The organism is Burkholderia stagnalis, assembly GCF_902830275.1.
GTDB lineage: Bacteria > Pseudomonadota > Gammaproteobacteria > Burkholderiales > Burkholderiaceae > Burkholderia > Burkholderia stagnalis.
Genome location: NZ_CADESW010000001.1, coordinates 606,045 through 623,085, shown reverse-complemented (window position 1 = coordinate 623,085; position 17,041 = coordinate 606,045). Strand labels below are relative to the sequence as shown.

19 protein-coding genes are annotated in these 17,041 nt (G+C 63.8%); 12 read left to right on the top strand and 7 right to left on the bottom strand.

Going from position 1 to position 17,041, the window contains the following annotated elements:
- Nucleotides 1-101: 101 nt before the first annotated feature.
- Nucleotides 102-1,448 carry a polyhydroxyalkanoate depolymerase gene (locus HWY45_RS02730; protein ID WP_059884437.1) on the bottom strand — a complete coding sequence of 449 codons (1,347 nt, stop codon included), beginning with the start codon at nucleotides 1,446-1,448 and terminating at the stop codon, nucleotides 102-104.
- 274 nt (nucleotides 1,449-1,722) lie between these two features.
- Between HWY45_RS02730 and HWY45_RS02725 the strand changes: the two genes are divergently transcribed.
- From HWY45_RS02725 to HWY45_RS02710, 4 genes are all read left to right on the top strand, one after another.
- Nucleotides 1,723-2,382, top strand: coding sequence for a glutathione S-transferase family protein (locus HWY45_RS02725; RefSeq protein WP_059563299.1), 660 nt, complete (start codon nucleotides 1,723-1,725; stop codon nucleotides 2,380-2,382).
- Nucleotides 2,383-2,617: 235 nt separating this feature from the next.
- Complete coding sequence (locus tag HWY45_RS02720) at nucleotides 2,618-2,995, top strand: hypothetical protein (RefSeq protein ID WP_059563298.1); 378 nt, start codon at nucleotides 2,618-2,620, stop codon at nucleotides 2,993-2,995.
- 14 nt (nucleotides 2,996-3,009) lie between these two features.
- Nucleotides 3,010-3,396 carry a hypothetical protein gene (locus HWY45_RS02715; RefSeq protein WP_059802748.1) on the top strand — a complete coding sequence of 129 codons (387 nt, stop codon included), beginning with the start codon at nucleotides 3,010-3,012 and terminating at the stop codon, nucleotides 3,394-3,396.
- Between the two features lie 89 nt (nucleotides 3,397-3,485).
- Nucleotides 3,486-3,914: a lytic transglycosylase domain-containing protein gene (locus tag HWY45_RS02710; protein ID WP_414143358.1), complete on the top strand. Its 429-nt coding sequence runs from the start codon at nucleotides 3,486-3,488 to the stop codon at nucleotides 3,912-3,914.
- Nucleotides 3,915-3,984: 70 nt separating this feature from the next.
- On the opposite strand, the gene HWY45_RS02705 is transcribed toward HWY45_RS02710, so the two are convergent.
- Nucleotides 3,985-6,795: a patatin-like phospholipase family protein gene (locus tag HWY45_RS02705; RefSeq protein WP_081069883.1), complete on the bottom strand. Its 2,811-nt coding sequence runs from the start codon at nucleotides 6,793-6,795 to the stop codon at nucleotides 3,985-3,987.
- A gap of 675 nt (nucleotides 6,796-7,470) precedes the next feature.
- Between HWY45_RS02705 and HWY45_RS02700 the strand changes: the two genes are divergently transcribed.
- From HWY45_RS02700 to HWY45_RS02680, 5 genes are all read left to right on the top strand, one after another.
- Entirely contained in the window at nucleotides 7,471-8,712 is a 1,242-nt protein-coding gene (locus HWY45_RS02700) for a Crp/Fnr family transcriptional regulator (protein WP_059884435.1), read from the top strand.
- A gap of 71 nt (nucleotides 8,713-8,783) precedes the next feature.
- Nucleotides 8,784-9,548: a flagellar motor protein gene (locus HWY45_RS02695; RefSeq protein WP_059802732.1), complete on the top strand. Its 765-nt coding sequence runs from the start codon at nucleotides 8,784-8,786 to the stop codon at nucleotides 9,546-9,548.
- A 31-nt stretch (nucleotides 9,549-9,579) separates the two neighbouring features.
- Entirely contained in the window at nucleotides 9,580-10,254 is a 675-nt protein-coding gene (locus tag HWY45_RS02690) for an OmpA/MotB family protein (protein ID WP_059563296.1), read from the top strand.
- Nucleotides 10,255-10,285: 31 nt separating this feature from the next.
- Nucleotides 10,286-11,170, top strand: a complete 885-nt coding sequence (locus tag HWY45_RS02685; protein ID WP_059884434.1) for an Nmad3 family putative nucleotide modification protein — start codon at nucleotides 10,286-10,288, stop codon at nucleotides 11,168-11,170.
- Entirely contained in the window at nucleotides 11,167-11,892 is a 726-nt protein-coding gene (locus HWY45_RS02680; RefSeq protein WP_150998596.1) for an Nmad2 family putative nucleotide modification protein, read from the top strand. Before HWY45_RS02685 ends, HWY45_RS02680 begins: the two co-directional genes overlap by 4 nt.
- Before the next feature lie 17 nt (nucleotides 11,893-11,909).
- Here the strand turns inward: HWY45_RS02680 and HWY45_RS02675 are convergent, their stop codons facing one another.
- The 4 genes from HWY45_RS02675 to HWY45_RS02665 form a co-directional block, all read right to left on the bottom strand.
- Nucleotides 11,910-12,485, bottom strand: coding sequence for a class I SAM-dependent methyltransferase (locus HWY45_RS02675; protein WP_059884432.1), 576 nt, complete (start codon nucleotides 12,483-12,485; stop codon nucleotides 11,910-11,912).
- Entirely contained in the window at nucleotides 12,482-12,610 is a 129-nt protein-coding gene (locus tag HWY45_RS37110; protein WP_260429518.1) for a hypothetical protein, read from the bottom strand. Before HWY45_RS37110 ends, HWY45_RS02675 begins: the two co-directional genes overlap by 4 nt.
- Nucleotides 12,611-13,073: 463 nt before the next feature.
- Nucleotides 13,074-13,298 carry a hypothetical protein gene (locus HWY45_RS02670; RefSeq protein ID WP_059563293.1) on the bottom strand — a complete coding sequence of 75 codons (225 nt, stop codon included), beginning with the start codon at nucleotides 13,296-13,298 and terminating at the stop codon, nucleotides 13,074-13,076.
- 281 nt (nucleotides 13,299-13,579) lie between these two features.
- Nucleotides 13,580-13,783 carry a cold-shock protein gene (locus tag HWY45_RS02665; protein WP_059563292.1) on the bottom strand — a complete coding sequence of 68 codons (204 nt, stop codon included), beginning with the start codon at nucleotides 13,781-13,783 and terminating at the stop codon, nucleotides 13,580-13,582.
- 615 nt (nucleotides 13,784-14,398) lie between these two features.
- Here HWY45_RS02665 and HWY45_RS02660 point away from each other — a divergent pair.
- Nucleotides 14,399-15,244 (top strand): GNAT family N-acetyltransferase, encoded by an 846-nt coding sequence (locus HWY45_RS02660; RefSeq protein ID WP_059563291.1) that lies wholly within the window; start codon nucleotides 14,399-14,401, stop codon nucleotides 15,242-15,244.
- A 125-nt stretch (nucleotides 15,245-15,369) separates the two neighbouring features.
- On the opposite strand, the gene HWY45_RS02655 is transcribed toward HWY45_RS02660, so the two are convergent.
- A complete protein-coding gene (locus HWY45_RS02655) occupies nucleotides 15,370-15,738 on the bottom strand; it encodes a DUF2784 domain-containing protein (protein WP_059884524.1) in 369 nt (122 codons plus the stop codon).
- A 170-nt stretch (nucleotides 15,739-15,908) separates the two neighbouring features.
- Between HWY45_RS02655 and HWY45_RS02650 the strand changes: the two genes are divergently transcribed.
- Both HWY45_RS02650 and HWY45_RS02645 read left to right on the top strand, forming a co-directional pair.
- Nucleotides 15,909-16,688, top strand: a complete 780-nt coding sequence (locus HWY45_RS02650) for an alpha/beta hydrolase (RefSeq protein ID WP_081069887.1) — start codon at nucleotides 15,909-15,911, stop codon at nucleotides 16,686-16,688.
- A 3-nt stretch (nucleotides 16,689-16,691) separates the two neighbouring features.
- Complete coding sequence (locus tag HWY45_RS02645) at nucleotides 16,692-17,033, top strand: hypothetical protein (protein ID WP_059884431.1); 342 nt, start codon at nucleotides 16,692-16,694, stop codon at nucleotides 17,031-17,033.
- Nucleotides 17,034-17,041 lie beyond the last annotated feature (8 nt).

Here is a 17,041-nt window from a genome sequence, read left to right as displayed (position 1 = left end):
TCTCCAATCGGCCTATATCGGTCGCCGACCGGGGGCGTTCGATACGTGATCGACAATATGCCGGACTTGATCGGTCTCGTCGGCCGGCGCGCTGCGCGCCATCAAGTCGACATCGCCCCCGTCGTCTCCGTTCCGCCCGCCGCTCGCGCATCGAGCAGCGCTCGCAGCGTCACAAACTGCGTGCCCACGGCATTGCCTTTCGCATCCACCGTACGATCGTATGGCTCGTTGTCGTGGATCGTCGCGCGTACGAGCGGATAGATCTGCGTTTCCCAGCGATTGCCGTTGAACACCCCATAGTGCCCGACGCCCGTCTGCACATGATGCGTCTTCAGATACGACGGCAGCCCCGAACACAGCTCCTGCGCGGCAACGGTCTGGCCGACCGCGCAGATATCGTCCTTCTCCCCCTCGACCGTCAGCAGCGCCGTGCGATGAATCGCGGCCGGCTCGACGAGCCGCCCGCTCACCGTCAGTTCGCCGCGCGCGAGCGCGTACTGCTGGAACACCTTCTCGACGGTTTCCAGATAGAACTCCGCGGTGAGATCGGCCGTCGCGAAGTATTCGTCGTAGAAGTGCCGCAGCGCATCGGCTTTCGCGGGGTCGCCCTTCGCGCGCTCGTAATACAGGTCGGAAAACGACGACGCATGCCGCTCCGGATTCATCGACATGAACGCGCCCACCTGCACGAAGCCCGGATACACGCGCCGCTGCGCGCCCGGAAAACCCGGCGGCACGACGCTGATCAAATGCCGCGCGAACCAGTCGATCGAGTGGCTCGTCGCGAGCATGTTGACCTTGGTCGGATTGACGCGGCAATCGATCGGGCCCGCCATCAACGTCAGGCTCGCGGGCTGGGCCGGATCGCCGCCGGCGGCCATCAGCGCGACCGCCGCGAGCGCGGCGACGGTCGGCTGGCAGATCGCCAGCACATGCGCATCGGGGCCGATATGGCGGATGAAGTCGATCACGTGCTCGACGTATTCGTCGAAACCGAAGCGCCCGGCCCGCAGCGGAATGTCGCGCGGGTTGTGCCAGTCGGTGATGTAGACGTCGTGCTCGGCGAGCATCGTGCGCACCGTGCCGCGCAGCAGCGTCGCGAAATGCCCGGACATCGGCGCGACGATCAGCACGCGCGGCTGCCGCGCGACCGGCTTCGTCTTGCGAAAGTGCAGCAGCGTGCCGAACGGCGTGCCGGCCGCCGCGTGCTCGACCACCGGCACCGTATCGCCGTCCACGACGACCGCGTCGATGCCGAACGGCGGGCGGCGATGCGAGAACGCGCAGCATTCGAGCAGTTCGCACAACGCATCGAGCATGCGGCCCGGCGGCGTGGACGCCGCGGGCGGCCACATCGACATCGACAGGCGCGTGCACGAAGCCCACGCACGCGCCGGGCGCGTGCATTCGGCCATCCACTGATAAAACGGGTACGCAAGCAAATTCATGAGTTCGCGCCTCGCCTCGCGGTGCGTTGAGCGAGGCAAGCCGTGTGCCAGTTGGCGGCTGGCACGCGCGTTGCACGCTGCACGGGGCGAGACGGCGTGTGCAGCAGCCTGCCCGCGGACAGCCGCGTGCGGTGCGACGCAATACGTTTCAGCGGTGCAACGCGCGGCGGCGCTGCGCCGGGCCGGCGCATGCACCGCACAGCAATGGTGCGGCGCGTGCGGTGCGGTGGACGTTTTCGGTGCACGTGCACGACAGGCAACCTCAGGGGGCGATATGAATTCCGCAGACGAAACCACGCTGACGATCAGCAGCCGGAACTACTCGTCGTGGTCGATGCGCGGCTGGCTGCTCGCGAAGCTGAGCGGCCTGCCGTTCGACACGGTGATGGTGCCGATCGACGCCGCGTCGCGCGCCGAGCTGCTGCTGCTGTCGCCGTCGATTCTCGTGCCGTGCCTCACGCACGAGGGCAGCAAGGTATGGGACACGCTGGCGATCGCGGAGTACCTGAACGAGATCCGGCCCGACGCGCGGCTGCTGCCGCAGGCGCGGCACGCGCGCGCCCATTGCCGCTCGATCTGCGGCGAGATGCATTCGGGCTTCAGCGCGCTGCGTTCCGCGCTGCCGATGAACCTGCGCGCGCACTTCCCGAACTTCCGCATCTGGTCGCGCGCGCAGCACGACATCGAGCGGATCGTGACGATCTGGCGCGAATGCCTCGCGCAATATGGCGGGCCCTGGCTGTTCGGCGAGATCGGCGTGGCCGACGCGATGTATGCGCCGGTCGTCATGCGCTTCCTGACCTACGACGTGAAGCTCGAACCCGATATCGCCGAGTACTGCATGCGCGTGCTCGCGCAACCGTTCGTCGCGGAGTGGATCGACGCGGCGAAGGCGGAGCAGGAGGATATCGACGAACTCGACATGGAGTTCTGAGCGAACGCATGCAGGCAGCGGATGCAAGCACGCCATGCATGTCGCATCGATCATGTTTCATGGGTGCAACGTCGCGTTCAAATATCGAATGAATGGCGTCTGCTCAGGATGCGCTTAAATCGGAGGAATCGAACACGCCACGCACGCTCCCGTCACAGCGGCCCTCGCACGCGAAAGGGGTAAATCCCGCGAGTGCTGTGCCGATAAAGCAGATCCAGTGACCGGGAGTGAAACAGTGAAGCCGTTTGTCATCTTTCTTGTCGCAGCCGCGCTGACCGGCTGCGCCCAACTTCAAAGCGGCCGCCCGGACGTGAATGCGCGCAACGACGCATCGTCCGCGTCGACGGCGCTCGTCGATTTCGTCATCCCCGCCGATGCGCTCGGTGCGCGCGATCCCCAACTAACCGCCGTGCTCGCGAAAGTCGGCGCGCTGGCGGCCAGACAATCGCAACCGATGACGATTCGCGTGGCCGCGCTGCCGCAGGATTTCGGCTACCTGAACCAGTCGATCCGGCGCGGCATGCCGTCGCAGCGCGTCGCGTCGGTGCGCGTCGAGAACGTCGCGGCCGGCAGCTGCAAGCCGTACAGCGTTCAGCTCGGCCCGACGCAGTGATGGGAGATCTCGCGATGCTACGACTGTCGATCTTCTGTTCGGCCTTTCTCGCATGCGGCGCGGCCTTCGCGGCTCAGCCGGCCGACGGCGCGCCGTCCATGGCGGCTGCGTCCAACCAGGTGTTTCCGCCGCTGCCGCCGTTTGCGTCGCTGCCGCCGGGCGCGGGCGGCGACGACGACGTGCCCGCGCCGGCCGCCGGCGTGCGCCACGGGAAGAAGCTCCGCCATGCGCCGCCTGCGAAGAAAGCGCCGGCGGAATTCCAGGTGCGCATGGTCGTGACCGACGCGTCGCGCGCGGCGCTGGCCGCCGTCGACAAGAAGCTCGACGAGGCGCTCGACAAGAGTGCACGTGAACGCCGCCCGGCCGGGAATGGCGCGGCCGCGCTGGCGATGTCTCAATGAAGCGGCTCGATCGAATCAAGGGGCATGCGATGATGAACGTCCTGGCGGCGTCGATGCGGTTCGGCTGGATGGAATGGGTGTTGTTCGCAATGCTGCTCGCCGCGGCCGTCGTGACGCCCGCGCATGCGGCCGACGCCAAACCCGACGACGCGTGCTTCGAGCACGCGGCCGGCTACCAGGGCGTCAACCCGCAGATCCTGCGGGCGATCGCGTGGTACGAATCGAAGGGCAACCCCGGCGCCGTGCATCGCAACGCGGACGGCAGCATCGACGTCGGCCAGGCCCAGATCAACTCGGTGCACTTCGGCGAGCTGCGCCGCTACGGCGTGCCGCCGGGCGCGCTGCGCGATGCGTGCGTGAACATCTACGTCGCCGCGTGGATGCTGAAACGCAAGATGGTCCGCTACGGAAACACGTGGCAGGCGATCGGCGCGTATCACTCGGAAACGCCGCACCTGCGGGACGAATACGCACGCAACATCCACGCGGTGCTCGTGTCGTGGGGCGTGCGCGAGTGAGCGGCGGAAGGGCGACGTGCGGCGACGTCGCCTCGTTCGTCATGGCGCGAAGGAGCGCCGTTCGCGCGGGTCAAGTGAATAGCGCGCGGGCCTGCGCCTCGCCAAGTGCCCGATAAGATTCCCACTGCACTTCGTTGAAGAACTGGTCGGCCGTGGATTCATTGGGAAAGCTCGTGTGAATGAAGGCATAGCAACGCGCATCGTATGGCGTCAACGGTGTGATCCGAGGCTTGATCACGAGCAGTTGTCCCGTGCCGCTTTTCGGATATTTCACGGCGAGCAGGACCGCCATGCAGCTACTCTGACGCTTGAACGCGTCGAACGACATCGCGACGAATCGAGCATCGATCGAGATGCCGTTCGGCGACGAAATGTGTGTCGCGGTTTCTGAAATCTCGATGCCGAAGTCGACGCGCGCCTGATGGATCAGCGCGCCGACGTCCGTGAACTGACAGGTGGGATCGCTGCCGTTGTCGAGCACGACAATGAATTTGAGCTGACGGCGCAGGAGTTCGTAGGCGCCGGTATTTTCGAAATGACCGCCGTCGGTCAGGTACCAGCGCCTTGCTCGCGGCCCGTCGAACTCGCCGAGCAGTTCGCTCTTCAGACAGAACTGCGTGCCGAAGAATTTTTCCGTGAAGAGCCGGCGCGGCACCTCCTGCGCCGGAATCGGCACGCGCACGCGCTCGTAACTTTCGGCGCCGAGCGAGAACGGTGTCGAGTACGTATCCCACCAATACCCCAGCCGGATGTTGGTCACGCCAAGCAGAAGTGAATAACCGGGGTGCGTGATCTTGCCGAGCCCCGTACTGACGGCCGCGCCCGAAATGGCCACCCAGTCGCCCAACGTCAGCGACTCGAGCCAGATGTCGCGTGTGCTGGCGTTGCCGCGAATGTGCGTGGCGGGCGTCGAGATGTCGTTCGCATATTCCCATTTGCATTGGAGTACACCGAGCTTCGCGCCAACGGTCATGCCAGCGGGGCCCACGCAGAACGAGAGGCCGCGGGCGCCGCGCTGAACGAGCGACGAATCCCAGTCGATGGTCTTGTTGATCGTCGCGTTGATCAGGTGCACCGGTGCGCACATGTACCGATGGTAATACTCGCCCAGCGTGATGCTGTCTCCGCGCACGAGCGAGGTGACATCGCGATGGCTGGCGTGATCGAGGCGGACGTTGTTCGTCGCACCGAGAAAGGCGCGCGTCAGGCGCATGCTGTAGAGCCGCTGATACGTCGAGAGATTGAGAAACTGGACGCACAGGCCGTCGATCAATGCAAGCGACAGCAGGATGAGGCAAACGACCAGAAGCTTCGGCAGGTCGCCGATGAAGTAGCCGGTCGTCGCGTCGCAATGCAGCAATCCCGACATCGAGCAAGCAAATATCCCGAGCTTTGCCGTCACCGCATGCGCGACGACTGACCAGAACGTCAAGGTCAGGAGGGCCGCGAGTCCGGCGCCGATTGTGGCCAGCACGAGCCTTGGCAACTTCATGAGACCTTCCGCAATGCCCTTGCCTTCCGACATCACGAATTTGGTGATGGCCCAGATGCTGCCGCCCAGCCCGGCGAGCACCGCCAGCGAGCCGCCGGACGTCAGCGCGGCGGCCTGCGCGCCGTGTTGGGTCTCCAAAGCGAGGATCTTCGAAAACAAAAAGGATCCCAACGCATCGATCGCCGCAAGGGCGGCCAGCCATATTGCCATTTGAAAGGCGCCGGTCAAGAACGTCACGCCGCAAGTTAGGCGAATCGGCGTCGTATAGGCATTGCTCAGCGCGTTGCGCAGTCGGTCGACGAAGGGACGGCTGTCGGATGGCGACGACTTCGATGTCATGGAGCCCGGAAACCAGGACTTGCCCGAGCCACGTTTCCGACTGACATAGAGCCATGCACCGACCAGATAGACAACGCCGAGCATGCCTGTCACCAGCACGAGCGATCCCCCCGCAATCAGGTATGGCGGCTTCCAGAACGCAGACAGCACGTTCGAATTCGTGAGCGGCGAATCGCCAAGACCCGAACGTATCGCGATCATCGCGAGCGCCATCACGAGCAGCAACGACGCGAACGGCAAGGATTTGCCCAGGCGACTTGTCTTCTGCGCGAGGTTCTGGGTCAGCCAATACGCGCGGCTGAGCGGCGACATGATCAGAATCACGATACAGACGACGGAAGCCAACGGCACCGATGCGACGATCCATCGCGTATCGCACTGAATTGCACGATATGCCGCTGGCGCGAGCGACATCAACGACGCAATGGACAGGTTGAGCCAGAGCAGGATCGTCAGCAACGACACGCCCACGACGTACTGGATCGCAAACCAGTTGCGCGTGGAGAATACGATCGCTTGAAGGATGTCGTGCAAGCCATTCGGAGTGAGGTAGTTGCAGTTGTCCCGGAGATACGCGATCGGCGTGATGGCATCTTTGCCGCTGGCGGGTTCACCGGTGCGAAGCTTTTTCGCCGCCTTTTCGGCAGCGGTCTGAAAACGCTGCGGTCGTATCTGTTGGTTTCCGATCCGCAATCCGTCGGGAACGAACAGACTGCCGTAAAAAGCGCCTATGTAACTGCCGCCCGACACCGTCGACAAGTAACTGAAATGCTTGAGTACGTCCCTCTCCGCCATCGCCTGCATCACACCCAGCGCGAATATCGCGCTACGTATGCCGCCGCCGGATATCGCCAGTCCCGGTATCGCCGTAATCACGTGTGCCGGATCGAGGCCAACCGCTTTGCGATGACGTTCCGCCTGCTCCAGTTCGCGATCGGAGTAACGAATCGGCAACGCCCATGCGGGGCCGTTTGCGCAGCCTTGCGGCCGCGCGGCATGGAAGATGGCGTTGCACCGCGTCGTGCGGGCAACGAAGGGTCGATAAAGCATGCGAGGCATCACGATCTCCCCAGTGCGAGCGCAATACCAATGGGATCCCAGTTCAGCGAAAGTTGCGCGATATCGCCATGCCGGGACGTTTTGCTTTTCGTCGCTGTCGGCACATGATGTTGATCAAATAATTAATTGATCTTTTTCTGTAAATGGCCGAGTCGACATTTTATGAATAAAAAATATAGGAAGCCAGCCTTGTGCCGGCTAGCAAGGTTAACCCTATCCGCTATTTATCGTCTCCTTGCGTATGCTATTTGTCGTCTTGTGAAATTCACTGGAAAAGTGTCTCGTCCGGGAGATCATCCCTCAATGCATGATTACATGCGCGGACGCGCCGTCAGGCGAGACTTGGACGTAGTTTTATTTATGTGATTAATTTGGTTGCGGAAAATGGGCATGAGCACCAGTGGTCGGGAATTTTTTGGTTAAATTAAACGTTTGCGCGAGAAACCGGGGGCGGTCGGTAATATGCTTACATATCGCTGACGTGATGTTTCAATCGCGATTGCTCGTGTTTTCCCGGTTGAATCGATCGCGATGCCGATCAACAGCATGGGATTAAAGAAGTCCGCTTCCGATGTCGTAAACGGAAGCACGGGGAACGACTGTCGACCCACGTCCGAAACGTGCGGCGCAGTCGAACAAGTAAGTCAGCGCTGCAGGGGGAACATCGTGAATCGTCAACAGTCGTGGTCGCGCACAGCGGCACCCGGCGAAGTCATCTATTCGGAAGGGTTCGGGGGAGAGGCGGTCATCTATCTGATCGCGGACGGCAAGGTCGAACTGTCGACCCGCTGCGACGACAAGAAAGTCGTCGTCGCGACCCTCGGCCGCGGGGAGTTTTTCGGCGAGTCGGCGCTGCTCGCCTCCGAGCCGCGCGGCCACACCGCGAAGGCGCTCAGCTTCTGCCAGCTCACGGTCGTGCCGGCGAGCATGCTCGACGAGGAAATCGAGCGCGTGTCGGCGCTGCTGCGCCACATCGTGCGAACCCTCGTGCGCCGCGTGAAGCGCAAGGACGATCTGCTCGCCACCTACACGCATGCCGATTTCCTGCCGGGCGTGCTCTCCTATGCACACGTGCTCGCGCTGATGGCCGGCGGCGAGCGGCGCGGCGGCGACGACGCATGGGCGCGCCGGCCGATGCAGATGCAGGCCGAGCAGGCGGCGGTGCCGCTCGCCGACGTCATCAAGAAGTGCCGCGCGATCGCCGGCCATTCGCGTCCGCACGTGATGGCGATGCTGCGCCGCATGGAGAAGCTCAATCTCGTCACGATCGAGGCCGCGCAGGGCGAGCAGCTCGGCGGCGCGTCGAGCGACTACGCGGCGTCCGCCGATGCGCGCCAGGTCGTCACGTTCGACGCCGCGCGCATCACCGATCGCGCGCAGCAGGTCGCGGATCACGAGCTCGACCTGTCGATCAACAGCGAACTCGAGCTGATCGAGCTTGCCGATCTGGAATCGCTGATCGGCGTCGAGAAGAAGCTGCTGCTCAGCAAGCTGTCGCATGGCGAGATCGCGGAGGACGTGTTCGCGTTCCGCAAGTCGAAGGTGCTCAGCTACGTCGAGCAGAAGGGCGTCGCGTACTTCTCGCGGCGCAACGTGCGGCGCGGCGAGATCGCCGCGCTCGAGGATCTGGCGTGGGTCGACCAGCGCACGCTGTTCGAGGTCGTCAGCGCGTTCGATACGTACGACCTCGCGAAGCTGATCGCGAGCACGGACGACCTGTCGGTGGTCGACCGGCTGTTCTCGGTGATGACCGAGACGCGGCGCAACGAGGTGTCGTGGGTCACGCGCCGCGATCTCAAGCTCGACCCGGTGGAAGTCGGCGATATCGAGCAGCGTTTGCTGGACGCGGTGCGCGCGCTGAAGGCGCCGGCCGCGGCGGCCGTGCCGGTGCCGGATTCCGCGGCTTGAGCGCAAGCGTCGCGACGACGCACTGACGACGATGCCGGCTGCCGAACGCGCGCAGCTGGCCGGAGAGAGACATGGATCTGTTGACGCTGTTCGGCGTGGTATTCGGTGGCGCGGCCATCGTGTTCGGCTTTTCGCTCGAAGGGGGACATTTCTCGACGCTGTTCCAGTTCGAGGCGCTGGTGATCGTGCTGGGCGGCACGCTCGGCGCGGTGATGATCCAGAACACGTGGGCGCGGTTCTTCGATGCGGTGAAGCAGCTGCGGCTCGCGTTCGTGCAGGCGCGGCAGGTCGACCGGCAGAGCCTGTCCGACCTGCTCGAATGGGGCGATCGCGCGAAGCTGAACGGCTTGCTGGCGTTCGAATCGATGGACGTCAGCGGCATTCATCCGTTTGCACGGCGCGGGCTGGAACTGCTGGCGAACGGCGTGTCGACGGCCGTGCTGGAGGATGCGCTGCAGCGCGAGCTCGATGCGTACGAGCGCAGCCACATGGCGGCCGCGCGCGTGTGGCAACAGGCGGGCGGCTATGCGCCGACGTTCGGCATCCTCGGGTCGGTGATGGGGCTGATCCAGGTGACGAGCCATATTCTCGAACCCGCGCAGCTCGGGCCGGGGATCGCGCTTGCGTTCGTCGCGACGCTGTACGGGCTCGCGCTGGCGAACCTCGTGTTCCTGCCGCTGTACGGGAAGCTGCGCGCGCAGCTGGAGAGCGAATTGCGGTTTCGCAAGCTGTATCTCGACGGCTTGCTCGCGATCTCGCGCAAGGAGTCGCCGCATACGATCGAGACGCGCCTGACCGGCGACGTGCGCGGCCGCGCGGCCGAATCGCTGGCGTGACGCCGCGGATAACGAACACGGGTTCCAGGCTATGCACGCGCAATCTGGCAGCAGGCGACCGGCGAGGGATGCCGCCGAACACGACGACGACGGCGACGGCGCGCAGTCCGGCCGCTGGCTGATTTCCTATGCGGATCTCGTCACCACGCTGATGGTGCTGTTTCTCGCGCTGTACGTGTTGCAGCTCGCGAAGTACAACGCGCTCGATGTGCGATATCAGACGCTGTCGCAGCAGGCGGCGGGGAAAGGGAAGGCGGGCGCCGCACAGGAGCAGGCCGCGCAGGCGTGGGCGTCGCTGCTGAAATCGCTGAAGGAGCAGGGGCAGGTGACGGTCGTGAACGCCGCGCATGGCGTGGAGATCGGCATCAACGCGAAGATCCTGTTCAATGTCGGGGATGCGCGGTTGCTGCCGGATGCGTCCGATGTGCTGGCGCGCATCGCGGGCGTGTTGAAGGCGCATCCGGCGAGCAATATCCTCGTCGAAGGGCATACGGATAGCGTGCCGATCGCGACGGCGAAATACGAATCGAACTGGGAGCTGTCGTCGGCGCGGGCGGGGGCGGTCGTGCGATATCTGGTCGAGCGGGGTGTCGAGTCGCATCGGCTGGCCGCGATCGGCAGGGCGGACAACCTGCCGCTGGTGGTCGGCGACGATGCCGCGGCGCGGGCGGCGAATCGGCGGGTGACGATACTCGTGCAGTATTGATGTGCAGGGAATTCCGCGCTGAAATGCGGTGATGAAGGACGGGCAGGGGGCGTCGATGAAAGTCGTGTTGTCCCGCAAAGGATTCGATTCGCAGTTCGGCGGCATGCCCAGCCCGATATTGCCGGATGGCCGTCTCGTCTCGTTGCCGATTCCGAGCGAGCACGACGACGGCACGCTGGCGGATCTGGATTTCGCGGATGCAACGCTCGATCGGTTGATATCGGACGTGTCGGCCGGCAAGCATGGGCCGCAACGGCGTGTCCATTTCGATCCGGATCTGGGCGGCAGGCGCGGCGTCAACCTCGCGAACTGGCGCCCGGCGCTCGGGCAGACGGGTGCCGCGCAAAGCCATCTGCGCCGGCGCGGTGTTGCGGCGGGCGATGTGTTCCTGTTTTTCGGCTGGTTCCGGCTGACCGAGTACGTCGGCGGCACATGGCGCTTCGTGCCGCGTGCGCCTGATCTGCACGTGCTGTTCGGATGGCTGGAAATCGATGAGGTCTGGCCGATCGTGACGCAGCGCGACGACGCGCTGCGGCGGCATCCATGGATCGCCGCGCATCCGCATGTCGTCGCGCCGGACCGGTACACCGATCCGCGCAATGCGCTCTATGTCGCGCGCGAGCGATCGGCGTATACGCAAACGAAGGCCGCGGGCGGCGGCCGATTTCCGTTGATGCACTCCGAACTGCAACTGACGTGCCCCGGGCAGCCGCGCAGCATCTGGCTATTGCCGCGCTGGTTCGCGCCCGATGGGCGCGAGCCGGTGAGCTACCACGAGAATGCGAACCGATGGGCGATTCGGGAGGACGGGGTCATGCTCCGATCGGTTGCCAAGGGGCAGGAGTTCGTCATCGACGGCGCGCTTTATCCGGAGCTCGAGCCGTGGATGGCGGGGCTGATAAGGAGGCATGCATGAAGCTGCTCAAGTACGTCATGACAAGCGACTCGGGACTTGCGCCGAATCCCTATTTCGGCGTGTGTTCACTGGCGCTGTGTACGCCGAATCACATGAACGCCAAACTGAAGCCGGGGGACTGGATCGTCGGGCACTCGTGCAAGGCGACGGGACATCGCCTCGTGTATGCGATGCGGCTGACGAAGGTGCTCGGCATGGACGAGTATTTCCGAAGCTTCCCGGACAAGCATCCCGAGCCGGGCGGTAGCGTTGAGCGGCAGTATGGGGACAACATGTACTTTCGCGAGGACGGCCGCTGGGCGCGCCTGCCGTCTGCCGAGCACAACAGCGAAGCGTCCTTTCGACAGGATCGTGGCCGCCCGGTGTATCTGGCCGAGCACGCGGATAGCTTCTGGTATTTCGGCGCGGACAATGCGATGCCGGAACTTCAGGGTTTTGCCGACAAGTTTCCCTGGCTCATTCACGATCGGCACGGCATACGCTATATCCACGATACCGGGCGCATACAGGCCTTCGCTGAATGGCTGTTGTCGCTTGAAGGGAGTGGTTTGCTTGGCAAGCCCCGTGACCGGACACCCATCGCAGCGGATCGCTATCTGACCGCAATCGATCCGGAACCAGTGTGGCTCGATGGGGGCGCGGACGAGGATCCTGCTTGTACCGTGGTGTCGCGATGCACGCGTCGCGTGGCACGACCGCGCGGCAGCAAGCGAAGCTGCTGAGCGGGCAACGCGGAGGGTCACGGGCGCCTGCAGGCAACCACGATCCGCGCAGGCGGGATATTCGCCCAGACGACGGACGTCCCCGCGGTCACGAGGCCAGCGTGTCCGATCGCATGGCGTCCCGGCGGCCGGAGGTCGTAGGTGAACTGGATCATCACGCCATGCCCGGATAGCAACTGGTGACATTGATCGACGATCGCGATCACGTCGCGCTGCGGCAGCGAGCGCAGCGGCAGGCATGAAACGATGGCGTCGATTTGCGCATCGTGCGGCAACAGCTTCGCGAGCCGTGTCGCGTCACCTTCCACGATCGCGACGCCGGGAAAACGGACCCGCAAATGTCGCACGAAAGCGGGAGAGCGCTCGATCACGATGAGGCGCTCCCGCGCGACGCCCTGGTCAAGCAGTGCTTGGGTCACCGCTCCCGTTCCACCGCCGAGCTCGATCACCAGTCCGTCGCCGGCCGGGACCGCGCTGGCCAATCGGCTGGCGAGTTGGGGTGAACTCGGGCAGAGCGCGCCGACAGTGGCGGGGCGGCCGAGCCACTCGCGCAGGAACAGCGCAGGGATGCGGAAGGCGTTTGGCCAGATCATTGAGCCCCCTTGATCTGTCGTGCCGTCACACGGACCATCGCGGGTTGGGCACCCGGATCCTCGTATCGAGCGCGTGCCGAAAGAACCGGACTGGCAAGCGTGAGCGCAATGATCGTCTTTTTCATCGAAATCCTCGGAGATGAACAGGTCGAGCTGCGATGGCGACAGAACGGATTGTAGGAAACGAAGACTTAAGAGCAGGTGAAGGCTTCCGTGGAGGGGGCAATCATCTGCACTTTGGCGCAAGCGCCGCGTTAGCAAGTCGATCGATATCCCGGACGTGCTGGGATAGTGCGCCCGGACTCGATTCAGGGCAATGCGGGGAGATGCCGGGAGATCGGCGAGGTGGGCGACAGCGCGGAACGGATATTTGTGTGTTTTGACCCGAGTTCGGCTCAAGGGCCGCTTGCGGCTGCCGAGATAGCGTCGCTTGCCGATGACGGAGAAAGGGAAAATCCGGAAGTTCGAACTGAGCGCGCGATCGATTCGGAAGTTGACGAGTCGATCGCGCGCGATGTTCGGGCGCGCTGGGTTGCGCACGCCCGGGGGCTTCAGATGCGTTGGTTGTCTCGCACCGGGGTGTCGCCGTTAACCGCGCGTGTCGACCCAGTTGCGTGCCCAGCGTGACGAGTGCTGCAGCGCCTGCTCTTCGCTCGTGAAGTAATCGAGCGAATAGAACCGGTAGCGGCCTTCGGCGCACGTGCTGCCGGTGCGTTCGAGCAGCAGGTTGGATGAATAACTACCGTCGGGCAAACGATGCGCCGAGGGTTGGACGGCATAGCCGTTGTATTGATGAATTTGTTTGTTTTGCATTTTAATTTTAATGATGTACGAGTGCGCGCGCGCCGTGCGAAACGTGCACGGGTGCGCCGATTCAAAGCCATTGCGAGCCGAATCCGAAGCAGTCGGAAAGCGAAAAAAAGGGGCGCTGCAGCCAGGGGGAGAGTGAAACGCAACGAGGCGTGTGGCGCTTGGCAAGCTGCTGAATGAACGGATGCAGCTAAGAGCGATCGCGCCAACTTTGGGAGACAACGCTCCGCGAGGGTGTCGCTGCAACCCGGCCTCCGTCGCGGGACGGCCGGGCCCTTCAAACGTTACAGCGGCGTGATGTTGGCCGCTTGCAGACCCTTCGGGCCTTGCTTCGTTTCGAAGCTCACCTTCTGATTTTCAGCCAGCGTCTTGAAGCCGTCGGCCCTGATTTCGGAGAAGTGCGCGAACAGGTCGTCGCCGCCCTTGTCCGGGGTGATGAAGCCAAAGCCTTTGCTGTCGTTGAACCACTTGACGGTACCGGTATCCATGAAGAATCCTTGATGAAAAAAATAGGAAATTTGCTCTGTTGAAGAGCGCGTGAAGCGTCAAGGAGGGAGAGGACAACGAATACCGCTGAGAGGCGAGCAATTGATGAACAGCAATCGAACTTCTTGAACTTCGGGTGACACACTAACCGCCGGGGCGTGTCGGCGTCAATCGTTATCTTGTAACTGTTTCACCAGACGGTCGGTTTCGAGGATGAAGCGATTCGGCCATGCGTGGCTGCGCGCCTTGCCTGGCATGGCGCGCAGGTTAGGCAGAGCCTTGAGCGGTCGTGGCGCTGAACGACCTGTGGAAGCCGGTCGCCCGTGCACACATGCGAGGACAGCTAACAGAGTGACCCCGTCCCGGGGCAGCTTTACGGAGCCAGCCGTTCGCCGATACACGGCAATTGCGGTGCCGCACGGACCGGAGCAGCCGTGATGACCGCTCCACTCTGGCACCGGCCCTTGGGATTATGATGACTCGATCGGCAGCCTTCGCTTGAGGCATGATTGCACGGCCTGTTCTGTCGGTTGGCCGGTGCCCGCTTGCAGGCGCATCCCCGATGCATCCGCCGTAACACGAGGCGGCAATCTCTAGTGCCGCGACTGAGGCGAACCATGGATCAAGGCGGAGACTTTATCGTGCGCACCATGTCGGCCGGCGAGGTGGCCATGTCGGTCGAATGGGCGGCTGCAGAAGGGTGGAACCCCGGCCGACATGACCCGTACTGCTTCAGAGAAGCGGATCCGGCCGGTTTCTTCGTGGGCGTTTGGCGCGGCGAGCCGGTCGCGTGCCTCGCCGCCATCGCTTATGACGAACGCTTTGGCTTCATCGGTCTCTACATCGTGAAACCCGGGTTTCGTGGCAAAGGCTTCGGCATGCGAATCTGGCAGCACGGCATGCGTTATCTTGGAGACCGCAACGTCGGTCTCGACGGTGTCGTCGCCCAGCAAGCGAACTACAGGAAGTCCGGGTTCCGCCTCGCGTACCGCAACATCCGCTATCAGGGGCGCGTGGACGGCATCGGGTGCGCGCATGTCGCGGCAGCGGCCGATGTGCCGTTCGAGCAGTTGCTTGCCTACGATCACCAGTGTTTTCCCGCGGCGCGCGAGCGTTTCGTCTCCGTCTGGATCGCGCAGCCGGATGCCGTTGCGCTCGCTACGTTCGATGCCGGCCGTGTCGCCGGATATGGTGTGGTGCGCCGCTGCAAGGCGGGCTGCAAGATCGGCCCGCTCTTCGCGGATGACGCAAGCGTCGCCACCGGGCTGTTTCGCGCGCTGGCGGCGAGCATGCCCGGCGAGGTCATCGTGCTCGACGTGCCGGAAACGAATCCTGCGGCCGTCGCGCTGGCGGAACGACACGGCATGACGAGCGTCTTCGAAACCGCGCGGATGTACACGAAAGGCGCGCCCCCGATCGCGATCGATCGCGTGTTCGGCGTGACGTCGTTCGAACTGGGGTGATGGGGCGGATGGGCTGGGCGATTTCATCAATACGTTGCATCGACGGGTTGAATCCGCAGCCGTGACCTGCCGTCCGTTCGACGACAGATCGTCCACTCCGCCCGAATAACCGCCTGCACACCCCGTCACCTTCGCGGCGGAACGCACCGCCAGGTCACCGCCACAACCGTCAGAAACGCCACATACACAACAGCAAACACCCACCCCGGCAGATCGTAGTACATCAGGTTACCGACCCAGCGCTGCACGAAGCCTTGCGGGCCTGATGCGCCAATACGCAGCCAGTCCTCCAGAACGGTGAGCGGGCACGGTACATCGAGCGCGGCGAGCGCTGCGACGATGCCGATGGCTCCGAGATGCACGATCCGGAACAGGCGATTGCGCACCCAGCCAAGTTTGAACGCGGCCCCGACCCAGATCGCGCACAACCCGCCCACGATGAACAGCACGAGCAATGCGTGCAGCACGAGAACCGTATTGGCCAGCCAGATCATGATGTCCTTGGCGAGATTCAAGGAAGCCACACATCGATCGCCGCCCGATCAGTTGGCGTATGCTTGATTGTCGATACGTGATGGATGAAACCTCACGAACAGCGTATCGGAAAAGTCTGGAGCGGATGACGAATACGCCGATGACCGATCGAAGCACGGCTGCCGCGATCATGCTGCGTGTCGCCATCGCGTGTCTGGTCGCATTCACAGGAGTGGCTGTCGTGCAGGACCGCCTCATTTATTTCCCCGAGAAAGCCGCGATCGACGACATCGTATCCAGCGAGCTTCGTGTGTGGCCATCGCCGGAAGATTTTCGCGGTCTGCTTGCCGAGCCGCCCGAGTCCGCTCGCGGCACGGTGATCGTTTTCCACGGCAACGCCGGCCATGCCGGCCACCGCGCGTACTACGCCGCAGCACTTGCTCGAATCGGGCTGCGCGTCATCCTCGCCGAGTACCCGGGCTATGGCCCGCGCGATGGCACGCCGAGCGAAGCGAGCCTGGTCGCCGACGCACAACGGACGATCGCAACCGCGTATCGCCAATATGGCGCACCGCTCTTGCTCATCGGCGAATCGCTCGGCGCAGGCGTCGCCGCAGCAGCAGGCGCGCACGAGCGCGACAAGATCACCGGCCTGCTACTCATCACGCCATGGGATTCCCTCGAGCACGTCGCCACCCACCATTACCCGTGGCTGCCGGTGAAATGGCTGCTGCGCGACCGCTACGACAGCGCCGCGCATCTCGCGTCGTTCGGCCGTCCTGTCGTGGTGGCAGTCGCCGAGCGCGACAGCATCGTTCCTGCACGCTTCGGCGAAGCACTCTACGACGCGCTCGCCGATCCCAAGCGGCTGACGGTCATGAAGTCCGCCGAGCACAACGACTGGATCAGCGTGGTAGACGAAGCATGGTGGCGTCACGCGATCGGCTTCCTGCTCGCGCCCACCCATTGAAATATGAACCCTCGCCCCATCACCGCGAAGCCGCGACGCTTCTACATCCTCGACGCGAAGGACACGCCCGTCGAAGTCTTCGACCAGGGCGCGTGGTCGCGCTGGATGTCCGAGAACGAACTCGTCTTCCGGCGCACCGTACTCGACGAATCGGGCGTGACGATCACGACGCGCTTTCGCGGCATATCCGATGCGAAAACCGGCGATGCCTGGCTGTTCGTGACACGCATCGCCGGCGCGGAAGCGCCGGACATCCAGAGCTACGCGGCGCGTACGCTCGACGAGGCGCTGGATCAGCACGAACGCATGCTGCAGGCGATTCTCCGGAAGCTGACCGGAGGGTGATCGCCGTC